This window comes from Acidovorax sp. GW821-FHT09B03 (assembly GCF_059418305.1).
Genome location: NZ_JBWKPP010000025.1, coordinates 1 through 23,589, shown reverse-complemented (window position 1 = coordinate 23,589; position 23,589 = coordinate 1). Strand labels below are relative to the sequence as shown.

The 23,589-nt window shown below is 68.4% G+C and carries 19 protein-coding genes and 1 pseudogene; 14 read left to right on the top strand and 6 right to left on the bottom strand.

Features of this window, described 5'->3' with window-relative positions; all coding sequences use genetic code 11:
- Nucleotides 1-6: 6 nt before the first annotated feature.
- On the top strand, nucleotides 7-1,752 hold the full coding sequence (locus AC07PA_RS29445; protein ID WP_494609644.1) for a bifunctional protein-serine/threonine kinase/phosphatase: 1,746 nt from the start codon (nucleotides 7-9) through the stop codon (nucleotides 1,750-1,752).
- Nucleotides 1,753-1,902: 150 nt separating this feature from the next.
- On the opposite strand, the gene AC07PA_RS29440 is transcribed toward AC07PA_RS29445, so the two are convergent.
- Nucleotides 1,903-2,289, bottom strand: coding sequence for an Hsp20/alpha crystallin family protein (locus AC07PA_RS29440; RefSeq protein ID WP_494609645.1), 387 nt, complete (start codon nucleotides 2,287-2,289; stop codon nucleotides 1,903-1,905).
- A gap of 95 nt (nucleotides 2,290-2,384) precedes the next feature.
- Between AC07PA_RS29440 and AC07PA_RS29435 the strand changes: the two genes are divergently transcribed.
- The 9 genes from AC07PA_RS29435 to AC07PA_RS29395 all read left to right on the top strand — a co-directional run bounded on the left by AC07PA_RS29435 (nucleotide 2,385) and on the right by AC07PA_RS29395 (nucleotide 13,115).
- Nucleotides 2,385-3,731, top strand: coding sequence for a branched-chain amino acid ABC transporter substrate-binding protein (locus AC07PA_RS29435; protein ID WP_494609646.1), 1,347 nt, complete (start codon nucleotides 2,385-2,387; stop codon nucleotides 3,729-3,731).
- Between the two features lie 154 nt (nucleotides 3,732-3,885).
- Nucleotides 3,886-4,887 carry an LLM class flavin-dependent oxidoreductase gene (locus AC07PA_RS29430; RefSeq protein WP_494609647.1) on the top strand — a complete coding sequence of 334 codons (1,002 nt, stop codon included), beginning with the start codon at nucleotides 3,886-3,888 and terminating at the stop codon, nucleotides 4,885-4,887.
- A gap of 25 nt (nucleotides 4,888-4,912) precedes the next feature.
- Nucleotides 4,913-6,274 (top strand): LLM class flavin-dependent oxidoreductase, encoded by a 1,362-nt coding sequence (locus AC07PA_RS29425; RefSeq protein WP_494609648.1) that lies wholly within the window; start codon nucleotides 4,913-4,915, stop codon nucleotides 6,272-6,274.
- Nucleotides 6,274-7,479: a M20 aminoacylase family protein gene (locus AC07PA_RS29420; protein WP_494609649.1), complete on the top strand. Its 1,206-nt coding sequence runs from the start codon at nucleotides 6,274-6,276 to the stop codon at nucleotides 7,477-7,479. Before AC07PA_RS29425 ends, AC07PA_RS29420 begins: the two co-directional genes overlap by 1 nt.
- A gap of 40 nt (nucleotides 7,480-7,519) precedes the next feature.
- On the top strand, nucleotides 7,520-8,035 hold the full coding sequence (locus AC07PA_RS29415) for a GNAT family N-acetyltransferase (RefSeq protein ID WP_145695450.1): 516 nt from the start codon (nucleotides 7,520-7,522) through the stop codon (nucleotides 8,033-8,035).
- Between the two features lie 28 nt (nucleotides 8,036-8,063).
- On the top strand, nucleotides 8,064-9,917 hold the full coding sequence (locus AC07PA_RS29410; RefSeq protein ID WP_494609650.1) for an amino acid ABC transporter permease/ATP-binding protein: 1,854 nt from the start codon (nucleotides 8,064-8,066) through the stop codon (nucleotides 9,915-9,917).
- A gap of 103 nt (nucleotides 9,918-10,020) precedes the next feature.
- The gene (locus tag AC07PA_RS29405; RefSeq protein WP_494609651.1) at nucleotides 10,021-10,950 is read left to right on the top strand and encodes an ABC transporter substrate-binding protein; all 930 of its coding nucleotides are present in this window, start codon (nucleotides 10,021-10,023) and stop codon (nucleotides 10,948-10,950) included.
- A gap of 8 nt (nucleotides 10,951-10,958) precedes the next feature.
- Nucleotides 10,959-11,894: an ABC transporter substrate-binding protein gene (locus AC07PA_RS29400; RefSeq protein ID WP_494609652.1), complete on the top strand. Its 936-nt coding sequence runs from the start codon at nucleotides 10,959-10,961 to the stop codon at nucleotides 11,892-11,894.
- 156 nt (nucleotides 11,895-12,050) lie between these two features.
- Nucleotides 12,051-13,115, top strand: a complete 1,065-nt coding sequence (locus AC07PA_RS29395) for an LLM class flavin-dependent oxidoreductase (RefSeq protein WP_494609653.1) — start codon at nucleotides 12,051-12,053, stop codon at nucleotides 13,113-13,115.
- A gap of 24 nt (nucleotides 13,116-13,139) precedes the next feature.
- Here the strand turns inward: AC07PA_RS29395 and AC07PA_RS29390 are convergent, their stop codons facing one another.
- The 5 genes from AC07PA_RS29390 to AC07PA_RS29370 form a co-directional block, all read right to left on the bottom strand.
- The gene (locus tag AC07PA_RS29390; RefSeq protein WP_494609655.1) at nucleotides 13,140-14,189 is read right to left on the bottom strand and encodes a DUF2059 domain-containing protein; all 1,050 of its coding nucleotides are present in this window, start codon (nucleotides 14,187-14,189) and stop codon (nucleotides 13,140-13,142) included.
- Nucleotides 14,190-14,243: 54 nt separating this feature from the next.
- Nucleotides 14,244-15,320, bottom strand: coding sequence for a lytic murein transglycosylase B (gene mltB, locus AC07PA_RS29385; RefSeq protein WP_007857663.1), 1,077 nt, complete (start codon nucleotides 15,318-15,320; stop codon nucleotides 14,244-14,246).
- Nucleotides 15,321-15,330: 10 nt separating this feature from the next.
- Nucleotides 15,331-17,367, bottom strand: coding sequence for a transglutaminase TgpA family protein (locus tag AC07PA_RS29380; RefSeq protein WP_494609656.1), 2,037 nt, complete (start codon nucleotides 17,365-17,367; stop codon nucleotides 15,331-15,333).
- A gap of 70 nt (nucleotides 17,368-17,437) precedes the next feature.
- Nucleotides 17,438-18,487, bottom strand: coding sequence for a DUF58 domain-containing protein (locus AC07PA_RS29375; protein ID WP_494609657.1), 1,050 nt, complete (start codon nucleotides 18,485-18,487; stop codon nucleotides 17,438-17,440).
- 11 nt (nucleotides 18,488-18,498) lie between these two features.
- Nucleotides 18,499-19,419: an AAA family ATPase gene (locus AC07PA_RS29370; protein WP_035205112.1), complete on the bottom strand. Its 921-nt coding sequence runs from the start codon at nucleotides 19,417-19,419 to the stop codon at nucleotides 18,499-18,501.
- Nucleotides 19,420-19,467: 48 nt separating this feature from the next.
- On the opposite strand from AC07PA_RS29370, the gene AC07PA_RS29365 reads away from it, so the two are divergent.
- The 4 genes and pseudogenes from AC07PA_RS29365 to AC07PA_RS29350 form a co-directional block, all read left to right on the top strand.
- Nucleotides 19,468-20,421 (top strand): histone deacetylase family protein, encoded by a 954-nt coding sequence (locus AC07PA_RS29365; protein ID WP_035205114.1) that lies wholly within the window; start codon nucleotides 19,468-19,470, stop codon nucleotides 20,419-20,421.
- 19 nt (nucleotides 20,422-20,440) lie between these two features.
- A complete protein-coding gene (locus tag AC07PA_RS29360) occupies nucleotides 20,441-21,226 on the top strand; it encodes an enoyl-CoA hydratase (RefSeq protein ID WP_494609658.1) in 786 nt (261 codons plus the stop codon).
- Between the two features lie 821 nt (nucleotides 21,227-22,047).
- Nucleotides 22,048-23,358, top strand: coding sequence for a mechanosensitive ion channel family protein (locus AC07PA_RS29355; protein ID WP_494609661.1), 1,311 nt, complete (start codon nucleotides 22,048-22,050; stop codon nucleotides 23,356-23,358).
- Nucleotides 23,359-23,494: 136 nt separating this feature from the next.
- Nucleotides 23,495-23,589, top strand: a pseudogene (locus AC07PA_RS29350) (electron transfer flavoprotein subunit beta/FixA family protein); the annotation flags it as partial.

Below are 23,589 nucleotides of genomic sequence, written 5' to 3'. Positions count from 1 at the left end.
CTCCCTATGAGCGACAGCAATAGCTTGAACGTCACGCTCGGCCAGCATTCCGAGGCCGGTCACAAGGGGGTCAACCAGGACTTCCACGGCGCCATGCTGCCCGTGGGGCCGCAGCGCGGCACCAAGGGCATCGTGGTGGCGCTGGCCGACGGCATAGGCTCCAGCGCGGTGAGCCAGGAGGCCAGCGCGGCAGCGGTGCGCGGCTTCCTGGACGACTACTACGCCACCTCCGAGGCCTGGTCGGTGCGCCGCTCGGCCCAGCGCGTGCTGGGCGCCACCAATGCCTGGCTGCACGCGCAGACCATGCGCAGCCATGCGCGCTTCGACAAGGACCGCGGCTACGTCACCACCTTCAGCGCCCTGATCCTCAAGGGCCGCGAGGTGCACCTGCTGCACGTGGGCGATGCGCGCATCTACCGCGTGCACGCCACGGCCCTGGAGCAACTGACCGAGGACCACCGTGTGCACCTGTCCTCGGTCGAGTCCTTCCTGGGCCGTGCCCTGGGCATGGGCCCGAATGTGGAGATCGACTACCGCAGCCTGCCGGCCGAGGTGGGCGATGTCTACCTGCTGGCCACCGACGGGGCGTACACGCACCTGGATGTGGCGGCCGTGCAGGCTGCCATCGCGCACGCTGCGGGCGACCTGGACGCGGCCGCGCGGGCGCTGGTGGCCGCTGCCCGGGCGCGCGGCGCCACCGATGACCTGACACTGCAGTTGCTGCGCATCGATGCGCTGCCCGAGAACCGGGCCCTGGCCAGCCTGCCGGCTGCGCGCGAGGGGTTGGCCCTGCCGCCGCCGCTGTCGCCGCGCATGCAGTTCGAGGGCTACACCATCGTGCGCGAACTGCATGCGAGTTCGCGCAGCCACGTGCACCTGGCCGTGGACGACGCCACGGGCCAGCAGGTGGCGCTCAAGACCCCGTCGGTGGAGCTGGCCGCCGAGAAGGACTACCTGGACCGCCTTGTGCTCGAGGAATGGGTGGCGCGGCGCATCCACAGCCCGCATGTGCTGCGCGCCGCGGGCGACGAGCGGCCGCGCCAGCATGTCTATGTGGCCATGGAATTCGTGGAAGGCCAGACCCTGGGCCAATGGATGACCGACCACCCCCAGCCCGGCCTGGACGCCGTGCGCAGCCTGGTCGCCCAGATCGGCAAGGGCCTGCAGGCCTTCCATGCGCGCGAGATGCTGCACCAGGACCTCCGACCCGAGAACCTGCTGGTCGACCGCAGCGGCACGGTGAAGCTCATCGATTTCGGGTCGGTGCACGTGGCGGGCCTTGCCGAGGGGACGGGCGCTGCGCGCGCGGATGCCATTGCCGGCACGCTGCAGTACACCGCGCCCGAGTACTTCGTGGGCGGCGAGGGCGATGCCCGGGCGGATTTGTTCTCGCTGGCGGTGCTGACGTACCAGATGCTCACCGGCCAACTGCCTTACGGCCTGCAGGTGGTGCGCCTGCGTTCACCGGCGGAGCTCAAGCAGCTGCGCTATGTGCCCGTGCGCCACCTGCGGCCCGAATTGCCGGCCTGGCTCGATGGGGTGTTGCACAAGGCCCTGCAGCCGCAGCCGCTCAAACGCCAGGAGGCGGTCTCGGAATTCCTGCACGACCTGGAGGCGCCGGGTGCACAATTCCAGCGTCTGCGTGCGCCACCGCTGGTGGAGCGCAATCCGGTGCTGTTCTGGCAGGCCGTGTCGTGCCTGCTGGGGCTGGCGGTGTTGGTGCTGTTGGGAATGCGCGCGTACGGAAATTGAAGGAACCCTTGCGGTTCGGCGCGTGAGAAAAGCGGGGGCAAAGCCCTGACGGGATAAGGCCTTTGCCGGACTGGGGCAAAGGGAGGGGCAAAGTGCACGCACGGGTGGAGCGCGGCCGCCAGGCCACGCTCCACTGCGCCGTGTATTGACTTACTGGATGCTCAGCGTCGTGGCCTTGCTGACGGGCTCCACGCGCACCAGAGTGAGCGTGAGCACGCCGTTTTCGAGCTTGGCGCTGCTGGCCGCGGCATCGATGTCGGTGGCCAGCTCCCAGGCGCGCTGCACCTGGCGGGGAGCGCCTTCCACGCTGGACAGACGCACCACATTGCCTTCGATGGCGAGCTGCAGTTGCTCACGGGCGAGGCCGGGCACATCGAGCTGCAAGGTGGTGGCCTTGTCGTCCTGCGTGACGGTCACGCCGGCAGAGCGGGCAGGGGCGGCATTGGCAAAGCTGCCGAGCAGAAAGCGCTGCAGCGCCAGGTCGGCAGAGCGGGGTGCGTTGAAGGCGGAACGGCGGGCGACGGGGGCGAAGATCATGAAAAGGACTCCTATACACTGCGCGGCTCTCGACGTGGTCGCCGCATGGACAGAACTTGTGTACGGCCGCGCGGGTTTTCAAGGGGAAAAAGAGCATGAATAAATTGCGGTTCGCGGGCTTGAAATCAGGCGCTGCGGCATTACGTCATTCCGTTTTGGTCGTCGCTGCCACACTGGCCTGCACGCTGGCACCGGCCTCCATCAGCTGGGCGCAGGGCACAGCACCCGCTGCTGCTGCAGCACCCGCCAAGCCCGTGAAGATGGCGCTGATCGAAAGCCTCTCGGGCGCCTTTGCCAACACCGGCGAGGCCGTCTACCGCAACATCTACTGGGCCATGGAGCGCGTCAACGCTCGCGGTGGCGTGGCCCTGCCGGCCAGCGCCGGCGGCCCGCGCCTGCTGGCGCTGGAGCGCTATGACAGCAAGGGGCAGAACGAAGAGGCCCTGTCGGCCCTGCGCGCGGCCATCGACGATGGTGCGCAGGTCGTGCTGCAGGGCAATTCCTCGGCCACTGCCGCGGTGCTGATCGAGGCCATCAACAAGCACAACGAGCGCGAGCCGAACAAGCGCGTGATCTTCCTCAACTACTCGGCGGTGGACCCCATCCTCACCAACGAGAAGTGCAGCTTCTGGCACTTCCGTTTCGACGCCCATGCCGACATGCGCATGGCCGCACTCATGGAGGTGATGCGCGACGACAAGGCCTTGAAGAGCGTCTACCTGATCGGCCAGGACTACAGCTTTGGCCAGGCCGTGCTGCGCGAGGCCAAGAAGCAGCTGTCGGCCCAGCGCCCCGACGTGGCCGTGGTCGGCGAAGAGCTGCACCCCGTGGGCCGCGTGAAGGATTTTGCGCCCTACGCCGTGAAGATCAAGACCAGCGGCGCGCAGGCCGTGGTCACGGGCAACTGGGGCAACGATCTCACGCTGCTGGTCAAGGCCGCGCGCGAGGTGGGCTACGACGGCAGCTTCTACACCTTCTACGGCAATGCGCTGGGCGCGCCCGCGGCCATCGGCGATGCCGGCATCGGCAAGGTGGTGGCCGTGGCCGACTGGCTGCCCAATGTGCCGGGCGCGCAGAGCGAGGCCTTCTACCAGGCTTTCCGCGAGCGCTTTCCCAAGCCCCAGGACGACTACGTGCACATGCGCATGCAGCTCATGGTGGAGGCGCTGGCCCAGTCCATCGAGCGCGCGGGCAGCACCGATCCGGTGGCCGTGGCGCGCCAGATGGAAAAGGCCAGCGTGCAGCTCTCGGGCCAGGGCGGCAGCATGCGCGCGGCGGACCACCAGTTCCAGCAGGCGCTGGTGGTGGGCGTGATGGACAAGAAGGGGGCCAACGGCGTCAAGTTCGACGTCGAAGGCTCGGGCTACGGTTTTCGCGTGGTGCGCCAGATCGCCCCTGCAAAGGCGCAACAACCCCATACCTGCACCATGCAGCGTCCCTGACGGGCGCGCCTGCGGCGTGGCGCTCCACGCCGCGCGGACACAAGGCCGGGGTGCCTTTTGTCCGCATATCGATATGACAAGTTAGCGCAACGCGCGCCGGCCCGGGGCCACAGAATTTGCAGCATTGCTCACCCATGCGCGAATCGCCCCCACCGTGTCCTATGCCCTGTCCCTGCTCGACAAGAGCCCCGTTCCTGAAGGCTCCACCGCGGCCCAGGCGCTGCAGCGCACCGTAGCGCTGGCGCAGCGTGCCGAGCAACTGGGCTACCGGCGCTTCTGGGTGGCCGAGCACCATGGCAACCCGGGCCTGGCCAGTTCGGCACCCGAGGTGCTGGTTGCGCACCTGCTGGCGCGCACCACGCGCATCCGCGTGGGTTCGGGCGGCGTCATGCTGCAGCACTACAGCCCCTTCAAGGTGGCCGAGGCCTTCAAGCTGCTGGCTGCGCTGGCCCCGGGCCGTGTGGACCTGGGCGTGGGCAAGGCGCCCGGCGGTCTGCCGCTGTCCACCCGTGCGCTGCAGGCCGCACGCGACCCGGCGCGCAAGGCCGACTTCGCGGTGCAACTGGCCGAACTCGATGCCTTCGTCTCCAACACCCTTTCCGCCGACCACCCGCTGGCCGGTGCCGTGGCCCTGCCCGAGCCGCCGAGCCTGCCCGAGCGCTTCCTGCTCGGCGGTAGCCCCGACAGCGCCGCGCTGGCCGCGCGCCATGGCTGGCAGTTCGTCTATGCCGGGCACTTCAATGGCGACCCGGTGAACATCGAGCGCTCGGTGCAGGTCTACCGCGAGGCCGCGGGCCGCGTGCCACTGCTCGCGCTCTATGCCCTGGTCGCAGACACGCAGGAGGAGGCCGAGCGCCTGGTGGGCGCGCTGCGCATCGTCAAGCTGCACCTGTCCACCGGCCAGAGCGTGAACCTGCCCAACGAGAAAGCCGCCGCCGAGTTCGCGCGCCAGGCCGGCGTGAGCGACTACCGCCTCGAAGAAACCCGCCCGCATGTGATCGCCGGCTCGCAGGCCTTCGTGCGCGATGCGCTCGATGCACTGGCCGAGCGCTACGGCATCGAGGAGTTCGTGGTCGACACGCCCGTGACCGGCTTTGCCGAGCGCCTTGCGTCGGTGGAGCTGCTCGCCGGCGCGCTGCAGACCGCCGAGGCCTGACCCCTGCCCCCAGAAGGAAAAACACATGAGCAACCCGCCCCCCACCCGCTCCCCCATCCGCTTCGGCCTGATGCTGCACGGCGCAGGCGGCCATATGAATTCGTGGAAGCACCCCGCCGGCCCGGCCGATGCGAGCGTGAACCTGCAGTTCTACATCGACACCGCGCGCAAGGCCGAGGCCAACGGCATCGCCTTCGCCTTCGTGGCCGATGGCCTGTTCATCAACGAGAAGTCGATCCCGCACTTCCTCAACCGCTTCGAGCCCATCTCCATCCTCTCGGCGCTGGCCGTGGCCACGACGAAGATCGGCCTGGCGGGCACCATCTCCACCTCGTACAGCGACCCGTTCACGGTGGCGCGCCAGTTCGCCTCGCTGGACCTCATCAGCCAGGGCCGCGCGGGCTGGAACGTGGTGACCACGCCGCTCGAAGGCACGGCCAGCAACTACAGCCGCCAGCACCCCGACCACGCGCTGCGCTACGAGATCGCCGACGAGTACCTGGAGGTGACGCAAGGCCTGTGGGACAGCTGGGACGAGGACGCCGTGGTGCGCGACCGGGCCACCGGCCAGTTCTTCGACCCGGCCAAGCTGCACACGCTCAACCACAAGGGCCGCTTCTTCCAGGTGGCCGGGCCGCTGAACATCGGGCGCTCGGCCCAGGGCCAGCCGGTGATCTTCCAGGCCGGCTCGTCCGATGCGGGTGTGGGCCTGGCGGGCAAGTACGCCGACGCGGTGTTCACGCATTCGCCCAACCTCGAGGCCACGCGCGCCTTCCTGCGCCAGGTCAAGGCCAGCGCGGTGGCGCAGGGCCGCCAGGGCGACGACGTGAAGATCTTCCCGGGCATCGGCCCGGTGGTGGGCGCCACCCAGGAGGAGGCCGAGGCCAAGTACCAGGCCATCCGCGAACTGCTCACGGTGCAGGAAGCGCTGGCCTACCTGGGCCGCTACTTCGACCACCACGACTTCAGCCAGTACCCGCTGGACGCGCCCTTCCCCGAACTGGGCGAGATCGGGCGCAACAGCTTTCGCTCCACCACCGACCGCATCAAGGCCGATGCCAGGGAGCGCGGCCTCACGCTGCGCCAGGTGGCGCTGGAGGCGGCCACGCCACGCTCGCAGTTCGTGGGCACGGGCGAGCGGGTGGCCGACGAGATCATCCGCTGGGTGGACGAGGGCGCGGCCGACGGCTTCATCCTTGGTTTCCCGGTGCTGGCGCAGGGGCTCGAAGATTTCGTGACGCATGTGATCCCGGTGCTGGAGGCACGCGGCCGCTACGAGCGCACCTTGCCCGGCGCCACGCTGCGCGACCACCTGGGCCTGCCGCGCAAGGCCAGCCGGTATGCGGCTGCGCCAGAGCTGGGCGCTGCCGACCGGAAGGTTGCCTGATGGGCGCCGCATTGCCTATCGAAAGCTCCCAGGATGTGGCCCGGGTCGAGGAGGGAATTGCCGCCTTCATCGGCGAGTTCAAGGCCCTGCGCCAGGACCTGCACCGCCACCCGGAACTGTCCTTCCAGGAGCACCGCACGGCCGCCATCGTGGCCGAGCGTCTCGCGGCGTGGGGCTACGAGGTCACCACCGGCATTGCCGGCACGGGCGTGGTGGGCAGGCTGGTGCGCGGCAATGGCAGAGGCAAGTCCCTGGGCATCCGCGCCGACATGGACGCGCTGCCCATCACCGAGGCCACGGGCCTGCCCTATGCGAGCGAAAACGCCGGCGTGATGCATGCCTGCGGGCACGATGGCCACACCACGGTGCTGCTCGCGGCGGCGCGCTTCCTGGCCGAGTCGGGGCGCTTCGACGGCACGCTGAACCTGATCTTCCAGCCCGCCGAGGAGAACGGCGGTGGCGCCAACCGCATGATCGCCGAAGGGTTGTTCGAGCGCTTTCCCTGCGATGCGGTGTTCGGCCTGCACAACTGGCCCTGCGTAGGCGAAGGGCACTTCGGCTGCGTGACCGGGCCGGCCATGGCCTCGGTGGACCAGATCACCATCACCGTGCGCGGCAAGGGCGGCCATGGCGCTGCGCCGCACGAGACGGTGGACCCGGTGGTGGCCAGCGCCCACATCATCACGGCACTGCAGACGGTGGTGTCGCGCAACGTCGACCCGCTGGACATGGGCGTGGTCACCGTGGGCTCGATCCACGGCGGTGCCGCCCCGAATGTGATCCCCGAAAGCGTGGAGCTCAAGCTCACGGCACGGGCCTTCAAGCCCGAGGTGCGCGCCATCCTGCAGGAGCGCATTCCCGCCATCGCCCGCGCCCAGGCCGAGAGCTTCGGCGCCACGGCCGAGGTGCAGTACCGCCCGGGCTACCCCGCGGTGCTGAACCACGATGCCGAGACGGCGCTGGCGCGCAGCGTGGCTATCGACACCTTTGGCGCCGCGCGTGTGGATGCGGGGTTTCGCCCGCGCACGGCCAGCGAGGACTTCGCCTTCATGCTGCTCAAGCGGCCTGGCAGCTATGTCTTCGTGGGCAATGGCGATGGCGCCTCGCTGCACAGCCCGTACTACGACTTCAACGACGCCATCCTCGCGCCCTCGGCCACCTACTGGGTGCGCCTGGCCGAGCGTTTCCTGGCGCCGGCCGCATGACCTCCCTTCTTCCTGTTGCCTTGATGGACGCGACAACACCATGAGCGAACGATTCGTCTACACCACCCCGCTGGACCCGCTGGCGCGCCCTCTGGTCGAGGAGCTCAGCTACGAGTACGAGAGCCGCTATGGCGATTTCTACGAACGCGAGGGCGGCCCGCGCGAGATGGAGAAGTACCCGCCCGAGCTGTTCTCGCCGCCCGAAGGCGGCAATTTCGTGCTGCTGCTGCGCGATGGGGTGGCGATTGGCGGCGGCGCGTTCAAGCGCCACCCGGACCCCGGCACGGCCGAGCTCAAGCGCGTCTGGGCGCACTCGGCCCTGCGCCGCCAGGGCCTGGCGCGCCGTGTGGTCCAGGAGCTCGAAGCCCAGGCGCTGCGCCAGGGCTACACGCGCATCTACCTGACCACGGGCTTTCGCCAGCCCGAAGCCGTGGCGCTGTACCTGGGCCAGGGCTATGCGGCGCTGTTCGATCCATCGGCGCCCGAGGGCACCTACCGCTCGCTGCCGTTCGAAAAAATCCTGGTGCAGGCGCCTGCGCTGGCACGCGCCGCCTGAGTTTCCCTTTCCATTCCTACACACCACGATGTCGACCACCACCACGCTCGATGCCCATGCACTGCCCGCGGGCCCGGCGCACCATGCGGCACCCCCTGTTGCCGCGGCTGCGGCAGTCCCCGCCGCGCCGCCCGTGAAGGGCGACTATTCCCACTACAAGGTGGTGCCCGCACGCTACCGGGCACGCGCGGTGGGCACCGTGTTCGCCGCCGTGGTCATCGCGCTGGTGCTGTACTCGGTGCTCACCAACCCGCGCTGGGGCTGGGGCATTTTTGCCGAATGGTTCTTTGCCGAGCCGGTGCTGGTGGGCCTGGGCCGCACGCTGCTGCTCACGGCGCTGGGGGCGCTGTTCGGCTTCACGCTGGGCACGGCGCTGGCGCTGGCCCGGGTATCGCGCTCGCCGCTGCTGGCGGGCCTGTCGTGGACCTTTGTCTGGATCTTCCGCTCCATCCCGGTGATCGTGCTGCTGCTCATCATCAACAACCTCGGTTACCTGTACGAGTCGGTGAGCCTCTCCGTGCCGTTCACGGGCTGGACCTTCTTCTCGTACCCCACCACGCAGCTCATCAGCCCCTTCGTGGCGGCGTTGATCGGGCTCACGCTCAACCAGGCGGCCTTCGCCTCGGAGATCGTGCGCGGGGGCATCCTGTCGGTGGACCAGGGTCAGCTCGAGGCGGCCGCCGCGCTGGGCCTGCCGCGCCGGCGCCAGGCCTTTCGCATCGTGCTGCCGCAGGCCATGCGCTCCATTCTGCCCAGCGGCTTCAACGACATCATCGGTCTGGCCAAGGGCACGTCCAACGTCTACATCCTGGCACTGCCCGAGCTGTTCTACACCATCCAGATCATCTACCGGCGCAACCTGGAGGTGATCCCGCTGCTGATGGTGGCCACCGTCTGGTACCTGGTGATCCTCACGGTGCTGTCGGTCATGCAGCACTACATCGAGCGGCATTTCGCCAAGGGCGCGCTGCGCAATCCACCGCCCTCGCTGTTCACGGCCATCGCGCGGCGCCTGGGTTTCGCTCCCAAGGCGGTGCCGCTGGAGGCCCAGCCGGCCGTCGCGGCCGCGCCCCAGGCAGCACCCGCCGGCACCGTGCCGCGCTGGAGCGGCGGTCTCACGCGCGGCGGCGAGGTCACCATCCACGGCGTCTCCAAGCACTACGGCGCGCTGCAGGTGCTCAAGGACGTGACGCTCACCGTGCCGCCCGGCAGCGTGACCGTGGTGCTGGGCCAGTCGGGCTCGGGCAAGTCCACGCTGCTGCGCGCCATCAACCACCTGGAGCGGGTGGACGGCGGCTTCATCGCCATCGACGGCGAGCTCATCGGCTACCGCCAGGATGCGGACACCCTGTACGAACTGGGCGAGAAGGACATCCTCGCGCGCCGCGTGGACGTGGGCATGGTGTTCCAGAACTTCAACCTGTTCCCCCACCTCACGGTGCTGGAGAACATCATCGAGGCGCCCATCAGCGTGCGCCGCCTGCTGCGCCCCGAAGCCGAGGCCCTGGCGCAGGAACTGCTGGCCCGCGTGGGCCTGTCCGACAAGGCACACAGCTACCCGCGCCAGCTCTCGGGCGGCCAGCAGCAGCGCGTGGCGATCGCGCGGGCGCTGGCCCTCCGGCCCAAGGTGCTGTTGTTCGACGAGCCCACCTCGGCGCTCGACCCCGAGCTGGTGGGCGAGGTGCTGGCCGTGATCAAGGAACTGGCGCGCTCGGGCACCACGCTGGTCATCGTCACGCACGAGATCGGCTTTGCCCGCGAAGTGGCCGACACCGTGGTCTTCATGGAGCAGGGACAGGTGCTGGAGACCGGCACGCCCGAGCAGGTGTTCAACCACCCGCAGCACCCGCGCACCGCAGAGTTCCTGGCCAAGGTGCTCTAGCAGCCCGCCGCAGTTCTTTCCCTCCCTTGCACGCGCAGCGCCCGGCTGGGCGCCAGCGTGCCCGCATGGTCTTTTTTTCATGGCTTTTTTCAGGAACCATCCGATGAACTTCACCCGCCGCTCCACCTTCCTTGCCCTGGCGCTGGCCGCCGCGGCCATGGCTCCGCTGCAGCTCATGGCCCAGGCCGTGGACCTGAGCCCTGAACAGCCCGGGCGCCCGCGCTCGGCCAAGGTCGACGAGGCGCTCAAGCTCGTGTCCAAGGACTTCAAGTTCGCCAAGGAGGGCGTGCTCACGGTGGGCACCACCACGGGTCGCCTGCCCTTCGGCGCCTACGCCACCGACAACAAGACCCCCGTGGGCAATGCGCCCGACGTGGCGCAGCTGGTGGCCGACAGCCTGGGGCGCAAGCTCGAACTGGTGTCGGTGGCCTGGGCCGACTGGCCGCTGGGCCTGCAGTCGGGCAAGTTCGACGTGGTGATCTCCAACGTCACGGTGACCGAGGAGCGCAAGGAGAAATTCGACTTCTCCACCTACCGCAACGACCAACTGGGCATCTACGTCAAGGCCGACAGCAAGATCGCCGCGATCAAGGAACCCAAGGACGTGGCGGGCCTGAAGATCATCGTCGGCGCCAGCACCAACCAGGAGCAGATCCTCCTGCGCTGGAACCAGCAGAACGTGGCCGCGGGCCTGAAACCCGTGGAGATCCAGTACTACGACGACGATGTGGTGCTGTACCTGGCCATCCTCTCGGGCCGCGCCGACGCCTACCTTGCGCCCAACGGCATCGCCGCGCACAACGCGCGCGATGGTCGCACCAAGCTGGTCGGTGCCTTCTCGGGCGGCTGGCCGCAGAACGCCGAGATCGCCGTGACCTCGCGCAAGGGCTCGGGCATTGCCGAGGCGGTGACCGCCGCGCTCAACGCCCAGATCCAGAACGGCAACTACGCCAAGTCGCTGGAGCGCTGGAACCTGCAGTCCGAGGCCATCCAGGTCTCGCGCACCAACCCACCCGGCCTGCCCAAGAAGTGAGGCGCGCCATGACCATCTCCTCCTCACCATCCCTGCGGCGCTGGCTGGCCGCTCTGGCATTGGCTGCATTCGGCGGCGGCGCCCTGGCCCAGACCTTCGACTTCAGCCCCGAGCAGAAGGGCCGGCTGCGCACCGAGCGCAATGCCGCAGCCATTGCCGCCCTTCCCAAGGACTTCAAGTTCGTCAAGGACGGTGTGCTGACCGTGGCGATCGCGCCGTTCGCGCCCCCCATTTCCACCTATGCCACCGATGCCAAGACGGTGGTGGGTTTCGATCCCGACTACGCGCTGCTGATTGCCGATGCGCTGGGCCTCAAGCTGGAGCTGGTGCCCATCGCCTGGGCGGACTGGCCCCTGGGCCTGTCCTCGGGCAAGTACGACGCGGTGATCTCCAATGTGGGCGTGACCGAGCAGCGCAAGGAGAAGTACGACTTCTCCACCTACCGCCTGGGTCTGCACGGCTTCTACGTGCGCGCCGACAGCAAGATCGCCGCCATCAAGGAACCCAAGGACGTGGCCGGCCTCAAGGTCATCACCGCGTCGGGCACCAACCAGGAGCGCATCCTGCTCGAATGGAACAGGAAGAACCAGGCGGCAGGCCTGAAGCCGGCGGAAATCCTGTACTTCGACGACGATGCGGCGCGCCTGCTGGGCGTGGTCTCGGGCCGTGCCGATGCCAACTTCAACCCCAACGCACCCCAGGCCTACCATGCGGCCAAGGACGGCAAGATCAAGCTCGTGGGCACCGTGAACGCCGGCTGGCCGCTCAAGTCCGACGTGGGCATCACCACACGCAAGGGCAGCGGCCTGGCCGATGCGCTCACGCTCGCGGCCAATGGCCTGATCCAGGGGGGCCAGTACGGCAAGGCGCTGGCGCGCTGGAGCCTGACGGAAGAAGCGCTGCCGCGGTCGGAGACGAATCCCCCGGGCTTGCCGAAATTTTGACCCCCTGAGTCGCTTCGCGCCTTCCCTGAAAGGGGGACGCCCCCAGTGCGGCGGGGCGGCCCTTGCACGGGGGCACTGGCTTCGGCCACGCCGGTTTCGTGGCCTGCGAGCGATGTGGTGTGCCGCTGAAACCGAGATCATCCCAACTTCCACGCCATGCCCATCCGCCACCTTGCCTTCCTGTCGCCGGGCAATTTCCCTGACACCGATCCCTTCGACGGGCTGGAGCACACGCTGCAGCTGTTCGCCTATGGCGAGGCCCTGGGGTTCGACAGCGCCTGGGTGCGCCAGCGCCACCTGGAGCGCGGGGTGTCCTCGGCCGCGACCTTCCTGGCCGCTGCGAGCCAGCGCACGCTGCGCATCGGCCTGGGCACGGCCGTGGTGCAGATGGGCTACGAAAACCCGTTCCGCCTGGCCGAGGACCTGGCCACGGTGGACGTACTCGCGCGTGGGCGCCTGCACGTGGGCCTGAGTGCCGGGGCGCCGCCCTTTGGCGCATTGCTGGGCGAGCGCCTGTTCGATGGCGATGCGGGCAGCATCGATTTCTCGCACGCCCGCGTGGAGCGCCTGCGCCGCAACCTGCAGGGCGATCTGCTCGGCGACGAGGAGACCTTTGTCGAATCCCCCGCAGGCCGCCAGCGGCCGCGCCTGCAGCCGTACGCGCCGGGCCTGGCGCAGCGCCTGTGGTACGGCGGGGGCTCGCTGCGCTCGGCGCAGTGGGCGGGCGAGCAGGGCTACCACCTGCTCATCGGCAACATCAACCGGGGCGAGCAGACCGACCATTTCTTCGAGGCGCAGCGCACCCAGCTCGACCTGTTCCACGCCCGCTGGCAAGCACACCAGCCGCCGGGCAGCGTGCCGCGCGTGGCGCTGGGGCGGGTGATCGTGCCGCTGGACGGGGCCGATGCCTCCACCCGCGCGCGCTACCTGGCCTGGGCCGCCACGCGGCAGGCGCGCACCCTGGCGCCGCAGGGCGAGCGGCGCACACTGTTCGCGCGCGACCTGGTGGGCCACAGCGAGCAGATCCTGCAGTGGCTGCGCGAGGACCCGATCCTGCCCCTGGTGCAGGAGCTGCGGCTGGAGCTGCCCTACGACTTCGCGCCCGAGGAGTACCGGCAGATCCTGGAAGATACGGCGCGGCTCATTGCGCCGCAGCTGGGGTGGCGGACGGATGTCGGATCGGATGTCGCCAGCGGTGCGGTGGAGCCTTGGCACGCCTGAGGCGTCGAGGCTGCCCCGGCCAGATCAGCGCTTGACCTCGCCGCTGGCGGGCACGGCCTGGGTGCTGTCTTCGGCAGCGAGCATGGCCGCCAGCAGCGCCGGGAAGATCTCGTTGCGCAGATGTTCCTGCAAGCGGGCTTCCAGGGCATTGTCGGCTGCGGTCTCTTTGGCGCGTTGGGCTGCGCGCGCGGGGCTTCGCTCCGTCGCGAGCAGCACCTTCAGTTCGTCCTCTGAGAGGTGTTTCCTCAGTTCGGCCACGATCAGCGGCAGCACGGTGTCGAAGCGGATCTCCGAGCGGATGCGCCGGGAGATATTGGCAAACCACTGCTTTTGCTTGGCGACAAGCTCGGGTGGCAGCATTTGGCCCATCTGCGCTGCCATGGCGGATTCGAGCCGCTGCATGCGCGCGTTGAACTCCTCCTGCATCAGCAGCCGGGCCAGGTCACCAGCTGCAGCCGCATGCGCATCGGCCGCACGCCAGGGGGCCTGTCTGAGCGGGCGGGGACCATTGGTGCGGCCCTGGGCATCGCTGCTTTCGAGAATGGCGTCCAGCCGCTCGTCCATGAATTGAGAAAGCGCCAGGCTGGCCTCGATCATGGCGGGCTGCAGCTTGTCCAGATGCAGCTTGCCTGGTGCCGTCCGGTAGAAAGCCAGCAGGGCCTGGGCATCGGCTTCCGTATAGTGTGCCTGGTAGGTCTCCACGATCAGGGGGCGCAGCCTCTTCCACTCGAAATGCTGCGCCAGCACCGGCTCGGCCCTGGCGTAGGACTTGCGCTTGCGCGCGCGCTCGGCCGGGTCGGGAATGCGCTCCACGGAATCGAGCTGCGCCTGGTTCACTGCCTGCATCATCTTGCGCATGCGCTCGGGAATCTGCTCGGCATCGAAGATGGCCTGCAGGGTGGCATCGCTGACCGCTGCGGCCGATGTGCCGGAGGCTGCGGGCGGTGTTGCGGGGCGGGCCTGGCCGATGGCCTTTTCCAGAGGCGCCAGCGCGGCAATTGCAATGAGCAGGCCTGCGGCGAGGCCAGGCAGGCGGGCGTGGGGGCGGTGAGGGAACTGGGCGATGGAGGACATCGAAGTGAGACTGGAAGCGAAGGCCGCATGGTAACCGTGGTCCGGTGCCGGGTGCTACCGCGCCGCCGCCACCTCGCGCCCCAGCTCGATCACGGCCATGGCGTAGTAGCTCGACCAGTTGTAGCGGGTGATGGCATAGAAGTTCTCCGTGCCCGCCACATAGGTCGGAGCGTCGCCGCCGTTCTGCAGCTCCACCAGCGCCAGCGGGCCCGTGTGCTGCGCGCCTGCGGCGTCGAGCACCGCGCCCTTGGCCTGCATGCTGGCGGCGCTGAAGGTGGGCAGGATGTCCGGTGCCAGCAAGGTGTCGAGCTGCAGCCGTGCGGTGTCGAACTGCACGCCAAAGTGCGTGGGCATGCCGGTGGTCCAGTTGTGGCCCTTGAAGTAGTTGGCCACCGAGCCGATGGCGTCCACCGGGCTCCTGAACAGGTCGATGCGGCCGTCGCCATCGAAGTCCACCGCATAGCGCACCCAGCTCGAGGGCATGAACTGGCCCAGGCCCATGGCGCCGGCGTAGCTGCCGCGCGGCTCGAAGGGGTCGATGTTGCTGCGGTTGGCGAGGCTCAGGAACTGCTCGAGCTCGCGCTGGAAGAACTCGCGGCGCTCCTTGGCGCGCGGGTGGGCATTCGGAAAGTCGAACGACAGCGTGGCCAGCGCGTCCATCACGCGGAAGTTGCCCATCTGCTGGCCGTAGATGGTCTCCACGCCGATGATGCCGACGATGATCTCCACCGGCACGCCGTATTCGGCCTCGGCGCGTTCCAGGGCCTCGCGGTGCTCCTGCCAGAAGCGCACCCCGGCGCGGATGCGCACCGGGTCGATGAAGCGGCTGCGGTACACGCGCCAGTTCTTGGGCGTGCCCACGGGCGGTGGCAGCATCAGGCGCGGCACCTGGGACAGCAGGCGCGCCTGGCCGATGGCCTGGCGCACCCATTCGCGGTCCAGGCCGCGCCGCGCGGCCAGATCGTCGGCAAAGGCCATGGCATCGGCACGGCCCGCATAGGGCGCGCCGCCCTGTACGGTGGAGCTCGCGGCGGTGGTTTTCTGCTTGGGGGGCTTGGAGGGGCTGGCAAGGGCCGGCAGGGCACAGGCCGCCGCCACACAGGCGACGGCAACGGATTTCAGGAGGCGCATGTCGTTCGGGTCATCGGCCCCGTGCGGACGGGGGCCAGGGCAGGGTGTTGAATTCGCGGCGCAGGGCGCCGAACTGCTGGGCAGGTAGAGGGGCATAGCGTACCTGTTCCAGCCGCAGCAGCCAGGCCGCCAGGCCGCTGGCGCTGTCACCGAAGTGTGCGGTCACCTGCTGGGCCATGGAACGCGGTGGCAGGGTCTCGGGCAGCACCAGGCCAGCCTTGGCCAGGCGCTGGCGCACGCGGGCCAGCAGGCGCAGCCAGGGGTCGTGCTGGCTGCGTTCCCACAGCGTCCACAGGCCACCGCCGCTGGCAGCGATCACGATGAGTGCACCAAGCACGGTGGTCAGGTCCTGCCAACTCGGCGATTCGAATCCCAGGGCCTTGAGCAGGTCGAACTGGCGGCTCTGGCTGTAGTTGAGCACCCACTGGCTCCAGCCGTTGTTCACGGCTTCCCAGACGGCGCGCAAGGATTGCACCATTCCGGGGCTGATGGTTCCCATGGCGCTGGCAAAAGCGCCCTCGGGCGCCCGCAGCCGCTGGAACTGGCCCACGCGGCCTGGTGAAACAGCGCCCGTGGGGTCCACGCGCACCCAGCCGCGGTTTTCCATCCAGACCTCGGCCCAGGCATGGGCGTCGGCATTGCGCACGGTCCAGTAGCCATCCACGGGGTTGCGCTCGCCGCCCTGGTAGCCGGTGACGATGCGTGCCGGCACATCCAGCGCGCGCATCAGGATCACGAAGGCCGAGGAGATGTGCTCGCAGAAGCCTTCCTTGCGGTCGAACCAGAACTCATCGGCCGTGTGCTCGCCGAAGACACCCGGCTCCAGCGAGTAGCTGTAGCCGCCCGTGCGCAGGCGCTGCAGCACGGCATTCACCAGTGCCTGGGTGCCGGCCCCGGCCAGCGCGGGGTCGGCTTTCATCTGTTCGGCCAGGGCCAGGGTGCGCGGGTTGAAGCCGGGCGGCAGCTCGGTGTGCACGCGCAACTGGCGCACGGATTGCTGCGGTCCATGGCGGAATTCGGGGTAGCTCACTGCCTGGTAGCGCAACACCTCGGTGATGGGGCGCGTGGTCATCCACTGCAGGTCCTGCGTCATGTAAGCCTGCATGCCGGGCACTTCTGGTGCATCGGGCGTGGCTTCCAGCACCATTAACCAGGGTTGGCGCTGAGGTTCCAGGGTCACTTCATAGCGCAGGGCGGGCCCTTGGGGCTGCAGGTTGGCAGGTACCGCCACGCGTGCGGCCCAGACGCTGTCCTCACGAAATGGCTCCGCCACCCATTGCCGGCCATCGAAAGCCGCCATGACCGGTCCGCGGAAGTACAGCATCGATTGCGGAGGGATGTTGGTCTGGTCTCCCTCGAAGCGCAGGCGGATCGCCACGCGTTCATCGAGCGCAATCTCGGCCATGTCGCCGATCTTCATCGTGCCCGAGAGGCCGCTGCGCCCCGTGAGGTTGTCGCTGGGCATGCCCCACAGTGGCGACATGCGCGGGAACAGCATGAACAGCGCCACCATGATGGGAGCGCCCAGCAGGGCCATGGTGCCGGCCATGCGGAAGGTCTGCGCCAGCGACGGGCGCCCCACCGGCATGTGGGCATTGACCAGGGCCGTGAGCAGGCCCAGCAGCGCCACCAGCATGGCGGCGGCCGTGAGCAGCGACTGCGAGAAGAAGAAGTTGCTGAGCATCGTGAAGAAGCCCAGGAAGAAGATCACCATGGCGTCGCGGCGGGCGCGCAGCTCCAGGGTCTTGAAGGTCAGCATCATCACCATGAGGGTGACGCCGGCATCGCGCCCGAGGATGGTGCGGTGCGTGAGCAGCGTGCCCCCCACGGCCACGATGACCAGCACCGTGAGCAGCCAGCGCCCGGGCAGGGGGCGCGCCGTCCAGGCCATCCAGCCGCGCCACAGCAGCATGCCAAAGGCCATGGCGCTGGCCCAGGCGGGCAGGTTGGCCACCTGGGGCGCGATCACCCAGGCCGTGGCGAACAGCAGGAACAGCGTGTCCCGCGTGTCGCGTGGCAGGGTGGCGAGGGTCTGGCGCAGGCTCATGGAGCGTCGGTCTTCCGCGAAAAGGGAGGCAAGGGGCAATGCCTTTGGAGGGTTGGTTGGCGGTAGAAGTTCAGCACAGCGCCAGCGCTTCCAGGCAGCGGCGGCGGTGGGCGGTGCCCGTGTCGGGCGCGATCTCCACGCCCGGCAGGCGCAGGCCATAGTCCAGGCCCAGGCGGTCGGCCTGCAGCACCCAGGCCGCCAGGCGCGAGATGCGGGCTTCGGGGTCGGGCAGGGCGGCCAGGGCCGGGTCCAGCCAGAGTTCGTGGCGCTGCGCCTGCTGGGAGTCGCGGCTCACCAGGTCGTCGGTTCCCGTGCCCAGTGTCTTGGCCGCCTTCTTCCAGACCACGAGCTTGAGCGGGTCGCCGCGCCGGTAGGCGCGCACACCGTCGAACTCGCCAATGCCCTGCGAGGGGGAGCTGCCGGTGCCGGCGCCGCGAGGTTCGCCGGGGGGCAGCGGCGGCGGGGGCAGCTCGGGCGCCGGGTACACCAGCACCTGCGCCGCCGGGCGCCAGTAGGTCCATACGCGGAAGGTGCCCAACGGAAACCGCGTCTCCGCCGTGAGCACGGGCACGCGGTGCAGGCCCCGGCGCGGGGGCGAAAAGGCCACGTGCACGGTGGAACGTCCCTGTGCGGGCACATCAGTCCAGGCCCAGTGGTGCGCCTCGCCGCCGCTGCCATGCACGGCCAGGCCGATGCCATAGCGCGGCGTCTTGCGTTCGCTGGACACCTGGACCTCCACCGTGGCGCTGGTTCCCATGAAGTGCGGCTCGGGCGCCTTGAGGTGCAGCGTGATGCCGCGCAGCGTGGCGTGGCAGATGTGCATGCCGATCACGGCGCTGCCGGCCAGCAGAAAGGTCAGCAGATAGCCCAGGTTGAGCTGGTAGTTGATGGAGGCTATCAGCAGGATCAGCAGCGTGAGCGCCAGCATCCAACCCGCGCCGGTGGGCAGGATGTAGACATTGCGCTGCGTCAGCGTGAGCGTGTCGCTCAGCGGCCGGCGCACCATCCACCAGGCCTCGAAGCGCTTGCGCACGCGCGTGAGCGGGTTGAGCGTCGCCAGGGCAGCGCGCAGCCGGCCGGCCGGTGCGGCAGCTGCCGCGGGCGATGGGGTGGCGGACATTTCCCTCGTGCTCAAGGAAGAGGCACGGACTCGACCATGGCCCGCACCTGCTCCACCGCGCCGCGGCCGGCATCGCCGACCGGCACCAGGCGGTGGGCAATGGTCTGGGGCAGGATGGCCTGCACGTCGTCGGGCGCCACATAGTCGCGCCCGCTGATGAGCGCCTGCGCCTTGGCCGCGCGCACCAGGGCAATGCCGGCGCGTGGCGACAGACCCTGCAGGAACCAGCGGCCCGAGCGCGTGGCGGCGATCAGGTCCTGCACATAGTTGAGCAACGGATCGGCCGTGTGCACGGCCTGCACCTCGCGCTGCAGCTCGGCCAATTCTTCGTCCGACAGCAGGGGCAGCATGGTGTCCACCATGTCGCGGCGGTCGGCACCGGCCAGCAGCACGCGCTCGGCCGCGCGATCGGGGTAGCCGATGGAGATGCGCATCAGAAAGCGGTCCAGCTGCGACTCGGGCAGTGCAAAGGTGCCCAGCTGGTCGTGCGGGTTCTGTGTGGCGATCACGAAGAAGGGGTGGGGCAGGGCGCGCGTCTCGCCTTCTACCGACACCTGCTTTTCCTCCATGGCCTCGAGCAGCGCGCTCTGCGTCTTGGGGCTGGCGCGGTTGATTTCGTCGGCCAGCAGCACCTGGGCAAACACCGGCCCGGGGTGGAACACGAAGGCTTCCTTGCCGCGCTCGTAGACCGACACCCCCGTGAGGTCGCTGGGCATCAGGTCGGCCGTGAACTGCACGCGCGAAAACTGCAGCCCGAAGGTGCGCGACAGGGCGTGCGCCAGCGTGGTCTTGCCCACGCCCGGAACGTCTTCGATCAGCAGGTGGCCGCCGGCCAGCAGGCAGGCCACGCAGTCCTGCACCTGGGCCTTTTTGCCCACGATCACCGTGTTAAGCTGGTCCAGAAGCGATTTGATCTTGTGCTGTGCATTCATAGTCATGGCGCGACGTTATCCTAAAAGTATGAGACACGGGGATTGACTGTGAGCAAAACGGGCTATTTCACCCACCGCGATTGCTGGAAGCATGAAATGGGGCCCGGGCACCCCGAATGCCCCGAGCGGCTCGACGCCATCGAGGACCGGCTGCTGATCACCGGCGTGGGCGATGCCCTGGACCGCCGCGAGGCGCCCGAGGCATCCCTGGCCGACATCGAGCTGGCCCACGACCGCCTGCACGTGGCCGCCATGCGCGGCCTGTCCGACCGGCTCAACGAGGAGATCCTGGCCGGCGGCCCGAGCTACTCGCAGCTCGACCCCGACACCTCCATCAACGCCCATACCTGGAAGGCCTCGCTGCGCGCCGCCGGGGCCGCCCTGGCCGCTACCGATGCGGTGATGGCCGGCGAGCTGGAGAACGCCTTTTGCGCCGTGCGCCCGCCAGGCCACCACGCTACGCGCAGCAAGGCCATGGGGTTCTGCTTCTTCAACAACGTGGCCGTGGCCGCCAAGTACGCGTTGCAGCGCTACAACCTGCAGCGCGTGGCGGTGGTCGATTTCGACGTGCACCACGGCAATGGCACCGAGGACATCCTGGCCAATGACCCGCGGGCGCTGATGGTCAGCATTTTTCAGCACCCGTTCTACCCCTACAGTGGCGACCAGGATCCGGCCCCCAACATGGTCAACGTGCCGGTGCCGGCCTACACGCGCGGCATGGACATCCGCGAGATCATCGAGATGATGTGGATCCCCCGGCTCGAGGCCTTCAAGCCCGAGATGGTCTTCGTGAGTGCCGGCTTCGACGGCCACCGCGAGGACGACATGGGGCAGCTGGGCCTGACCGAGTCCGACTATGCCTGGATCACCCAGCGTGTGAAGGACATCGCGCGGCGTTACTCCAAGGGGCGCATCGTGTCCTGCCTGGAGGGTGGCTATGTGATGGGGCCGCTGGCCCGCAGCGTGGAAGCCCACCTGCGCGTGCTGGCCGATCTGTGATTTTTGGGACTGCAACGACATGACGGAAACCGAACACCAGCCCCTGCGCATTGCACGCGACGCGCGCGGCGTGGTGACCCTCACGCTCAACGACCCCGCGCGCTTCAATGCCCTGGGCGCGGAGATGCTCACGGCCCTGCAGCAGGCGCTCGACGCCGTGGCCCGCGACGAGGCGGCGCGCGTGGTGGTGCTGGCCGCCGAGGGCAAGGCCTTTTGCGCAGGCCATAACCTCAAGGACATGGCGGCCCACCCCGACCTGGCCTGGTACCAGCAGCTCTTCGCCCAGTGCAGCCGCATGATGCTCACCATCCACAAACTGCCCGTGCCGGTGATCGCGCGCGTGCAGGGCATGGCCACGGCGGCTGGCTGCCAACTGGTGGCCCAGTGCGACCTGGCAGTGGCGGCGGACAGCGCGACCTTTGCGACCAGCGGGATCCACTACGGCCTGTTCTGCGCCACGCCCAGCGTGCCGCTGGTGCGCAATGTGCCGGCCAAGCGGGCGATGGAGATGCTGCTCACGGGGGACTTCATCGATGCGGCCACTGCGTTGGAGCAGGGGCTGGTGAACCGGGTGGTGTCTGCTGCTGAGTTGGATGCCGAGGTGGAGAGGTTCGTGTCGTCCATCCTGCAGAAACCGCGTGTGGCGGTGGCCATGGGCAAGGCGCTGGTGTACCAGCAGCGGGAGCTGGGGATGGATGCGGCTTACCAGTTGGCTGGGCAGGCGATGGCGGTGAACATGATGGATGGGGCTGCGCAGGAAGGGGCCCGGGCTTTTGTCGAGAAGCGGGCTCCGGCCTGGAAATGATGGTCGACCGACATGGGTTGTTATTGCTTCAGTTCCTTTGCTGAAGGCGGAGGCCGGGTCTCGGCCCGGCGGCCGAGGTACTTGTTCTTTGCTTCGCCAAAGAAAAGTACCCAAAAGAAAGGCGACCCTGCTGTCCGTGGCCCTTCGCTTCGCTGCGGGCAACCTGCGATGCTCGAAGCTGGGGTGCGCCGAAGAACTCCCTGCGCTCCCTCTTCGAGGGAGCTACGGTCAAACAGCTTCGGCGAGCCAGACAACGATGCGCGTGTCCTTCGGCACGCGCTCACCCCAACTTCAGCGCTTCTCGGCACGTCCAGAAGGGATTGGAGGCCCCATACGGGCCATTGCTTCGCTCGGCCTGTGGTCCTTCGCTGCGCTCGGCTCGCCAGGGCGATAGCCAGGCGCGTCGGCAGCGCGCAGCGCGTAACCGACACCCGGCGTAGCTGCCAGAGCAGCAGCCGGGTGGTACCCGCTAGCCACCCCTGCTGGCTGCGCCGAGAAGCGCAGGAGCTGGGGTGGGTGCATGTGCCGCAGGACACATGCACTTCGTCTTCTGGCTCGTCGATGCTGTTTGAGCGGAGTTCGAAGAACGCAGCGAGTTCATCGACGCCCACCCCAGATCCGAGCATCGCAGGTTGCCCCCGTTCGCCCGACAGGGCGAGCGGGGGTCGCAGACTGGGGGCCGCCTTCTCTTTGGTGACTTTCTCTTGGCGGCCCAAGAGAAAGTTACTGCGCCGCCGGGCGCATATCCCGGCCCCCGCCTTTCAATCAAGCAAACAGTCACCACCGGCACCATATTGCCAAGCGTGATGGACCCCAACCGCATGGAAATCCTCGACAAACTACTGACAGACTTCAACCACTCCAGCGTCTGGCTGGAACTCGGCGTCCTGGCCGCGGCCATCGCCATCGCCCTGTTCGCTGCCCGCCTCATCGGCCGCAACCAACCCCCCGACTCGGTCTGGATCGGCCGCAACACCATCGACGGCCTGCTCTTCCCCCTGATCGCCCTGGTCCTGACTTTTGCAGGCCGCCTCGCGGTGGAGCACTACCACCCGGTCTTCGTGCTGCGCATCGCAGTCCCCATGCTGGTCTCGCTCGCGCTGATCCGCTTCATCGCCCGCGTGCTGCGCGTGGCATTCCCCGCTTCCGGCCTCGTGCGCCTGCTCGAAGGGCTGTTCTCCTGGGTCATCTGGGGCGCGGCCGTGTTGTGGATCGTGGGGCTGCTGCCCGCCGTGCGCAGCGAGCTCGACAGCATCACGCTCAACTTCGGCAAGTCCACCGTCAGCGTCGCCACGCTGATCGAGGGCGCGCTGTCGGCCAGCCTGGTGATGGTGGCCGCACTCTGGATCTCGGCCACCTTCGAGCGGCGCGTGCTCAGCACGGCCGTGACCGACCTGTCCATGCGCAAGGTCGCGGGCAACGCCGTGCGCGCCGTGCTGCTGCTGGTGGGCATGCTGTTCGCGCTGTCGGCCGTGGGGGTGGACCTCACGGCGTTGTCGGTGCTGGGCGGGGCGGTTGGCGTGGGCCTGGGTTTCGGCCTGCAGAAGCTGGCTTCGAACTACGTGAGCGGCTTCGTGATCCTGCTGGAGCGCTCGCTGCGCATCGGCGACAACGTGCGCGTCGATGGCTTCGAGGGCCGCATCACCGACATCAAGACCCGCTACACCCTGATCCGTGCAGGCAACGGGCGCGAGTCCATCGTGCCCAACGAGACCCTGATCACCCAGCGCGTGGAGAACCTGTCGGACGCCGACCGCAAGTTCAACGTCACCACCAACATCATCGTCGGCTACGACAGCGATGTGGGCCAGGTCCAGGCCATCCTGTGCGCTGCCGCGGCAGCGCAGCCCCGGGTGCTCAAGGAGCCCGAGCCCGTGGCCTTTCTCATCAACTTCGCGCCCGATGGTCTCGAGTTCAGCCTCAACTTCTGGATCAGCGACCCCTCGGCCGGCTCGCTCAACCTGCGCTCGGCCATCAACATCGCCATCCTCGACGGCCTGCGCGCGGCGAACATCGACATCCCCTATCCCCAGCGCGTGGTGCAGTTCAAGGACAGCGGTGCCGTGCCTGCATGGGCTGGCATGGCCGGTGCCTCCAGCGAGACATCGGGCGGTCCGCCAAGTGTCCTATAATCACGGAAAAGCACGATCGTTCTTTTTTATGCCCCTGCTGCCGGTGGCCCCGGCCTGCACCCTTGTGGGTGCACTGCGGCATAGAATGTTCCAGTTTACGTAAACGTCAATTCAACCAACTCTAGGAGCCGCAGCAATGAAGGTCTTGGTCCCTGTCAAGCGCGTGGTGGACTACAACGTCAAGGTCCGAGTCAAGTCGGACCAAACGGGTGTGGACATCGCCAACGTGAA

What these genes read in the sequence shown, in the direction of transcription:
- mltB (WP_007857663.1), bottom strand. Translation starts at nt 15,320, where the DNA reads ATGCGCCTCCTGAAATCCGTTGCCGTCGCCTGTGTGGCGGCGGCCTGT.
- AC07PA_RS29355 (WP_494609661.1), top strand. Translation starts at nt 22,048, where the DNA reads ATGGAAATCCTCGACAAACTACTGACAGACTTCAACCACTCCAGCGTC.
- AC07PA_RS29410 (WP_494609650.1), top strand. Translation starts at nt 8,064, where the DNA reads ATGTCGACCACCACCACGCTCGATGCCCATGCACTGCCCGCGGGCCCG.
- AC07PA_RS29395 (WP_494609653.1), top strand. Translation starts at nt 12,051, where the DNA reads ATGCCCATCCGCCACCTTGCCTTCCTGTCGCCGGGCAATTTCCCTGAC.
- AC07PA_RS29435 (WP_494609646.1), top strand. Translation starts at nt 2,385, where the DNA reads ATGAATAAATTGCGGTTCGCGGGCTTGAAATCAGGCGCTGCGGCATTA.
- AC07PA_RS29440 (WP_494609645.1), bottom strand. Translation starts at nt 2,289, where the DNA reads ATGATCTTCGCCCCCGTCGCCCGCCGTTCCGCCTTCAACGCACCCCGC.
- AC07PA_RS29380 (WP_494609656.1), bottom strand. Translation starts at nt 17,367, where the DNA reads ATGAGCCTGCGCCAGACCCTCGCCACCCTGCCACGCGACACGCGGGAC.
- AC07PA_RS29400 (WP_494609652.1), top strand. Translation starts at nt 10,959, where the DNA reads ATGACCATCTCCTCCTCACCATCCCTGCGGCGCTGGCTGGCCGCTCTG.
- AC07PA_RS29360 (WP_494609658.1), top strand. Translation starts at nt 20,441, where the DNA reads ATGACGGAAACCGAACACCAGCCCCTGCGCATTGCACGCGACGCGCGC.
- AC07PA_RS29405 (WP_494609651.1), top strand. Translation starts at nt 10,021, where the DNA reads ATGAACTTCACCCGCCGCTCCACCTTCCTTGCCCTGGCGCTGGCCGCC.
- AC07PA_RS29415 (WP_145695450.1), top strand. Translation starts at nt 7,520, where the DNA reads ATGAGCGAACGATTCGTCTACACCACCCCGCTGGACCCGCTGGCGCGC.
- AC07PA_RS29370 (WP_035205112.1), bottom strand. Translation starts at nt 19,419, where the DNA reads ATGAATGCACAGCACAAGATCAAATCGCTTCTGGACCAGCTTAACACG.
- AC07PA_RS29445 (WP_494609644.1), top strand. Translation starts at nt 7, where the DNA reads ATGAGCGACAGCAATAGCTTGAACGTCACGCTCGGCCAGCATTCCGAG.
- AC07PA_RS29390 (WP_494609655.1), bottom strand. Translation starts at nt 14,189, where the DNA reads ATGTCCTCCATCGCCCAGTTCCCTCACCGCCCCCACGCCCGCCTGCCT.
- AC07PA_RS29425 (WP_494609648.1), top strand. Translation starts at nt 4,913, where the DNA reads ATGAGCAACCCGCCCCCCACCCGCTCCCCCATCCGCTTCGGCCTGATG.
- AC07PA_RS29420 (WP_494609649.1), top strand. Translation starts at nt 6,274, where the DNA reads ATGGGCGCCGCATTGCCTATCGAAAGCTCCCAGGATGTGGCCCGGGTC.
- AC07PA_RS29375 (WP_494609657.1), bottom strand. Translation starts at nt 18,487, where the DNA reads ATGTCCGCCACCCCATCGCCCGCGGCAGCTGCCGCACCGGCCGGCCGG.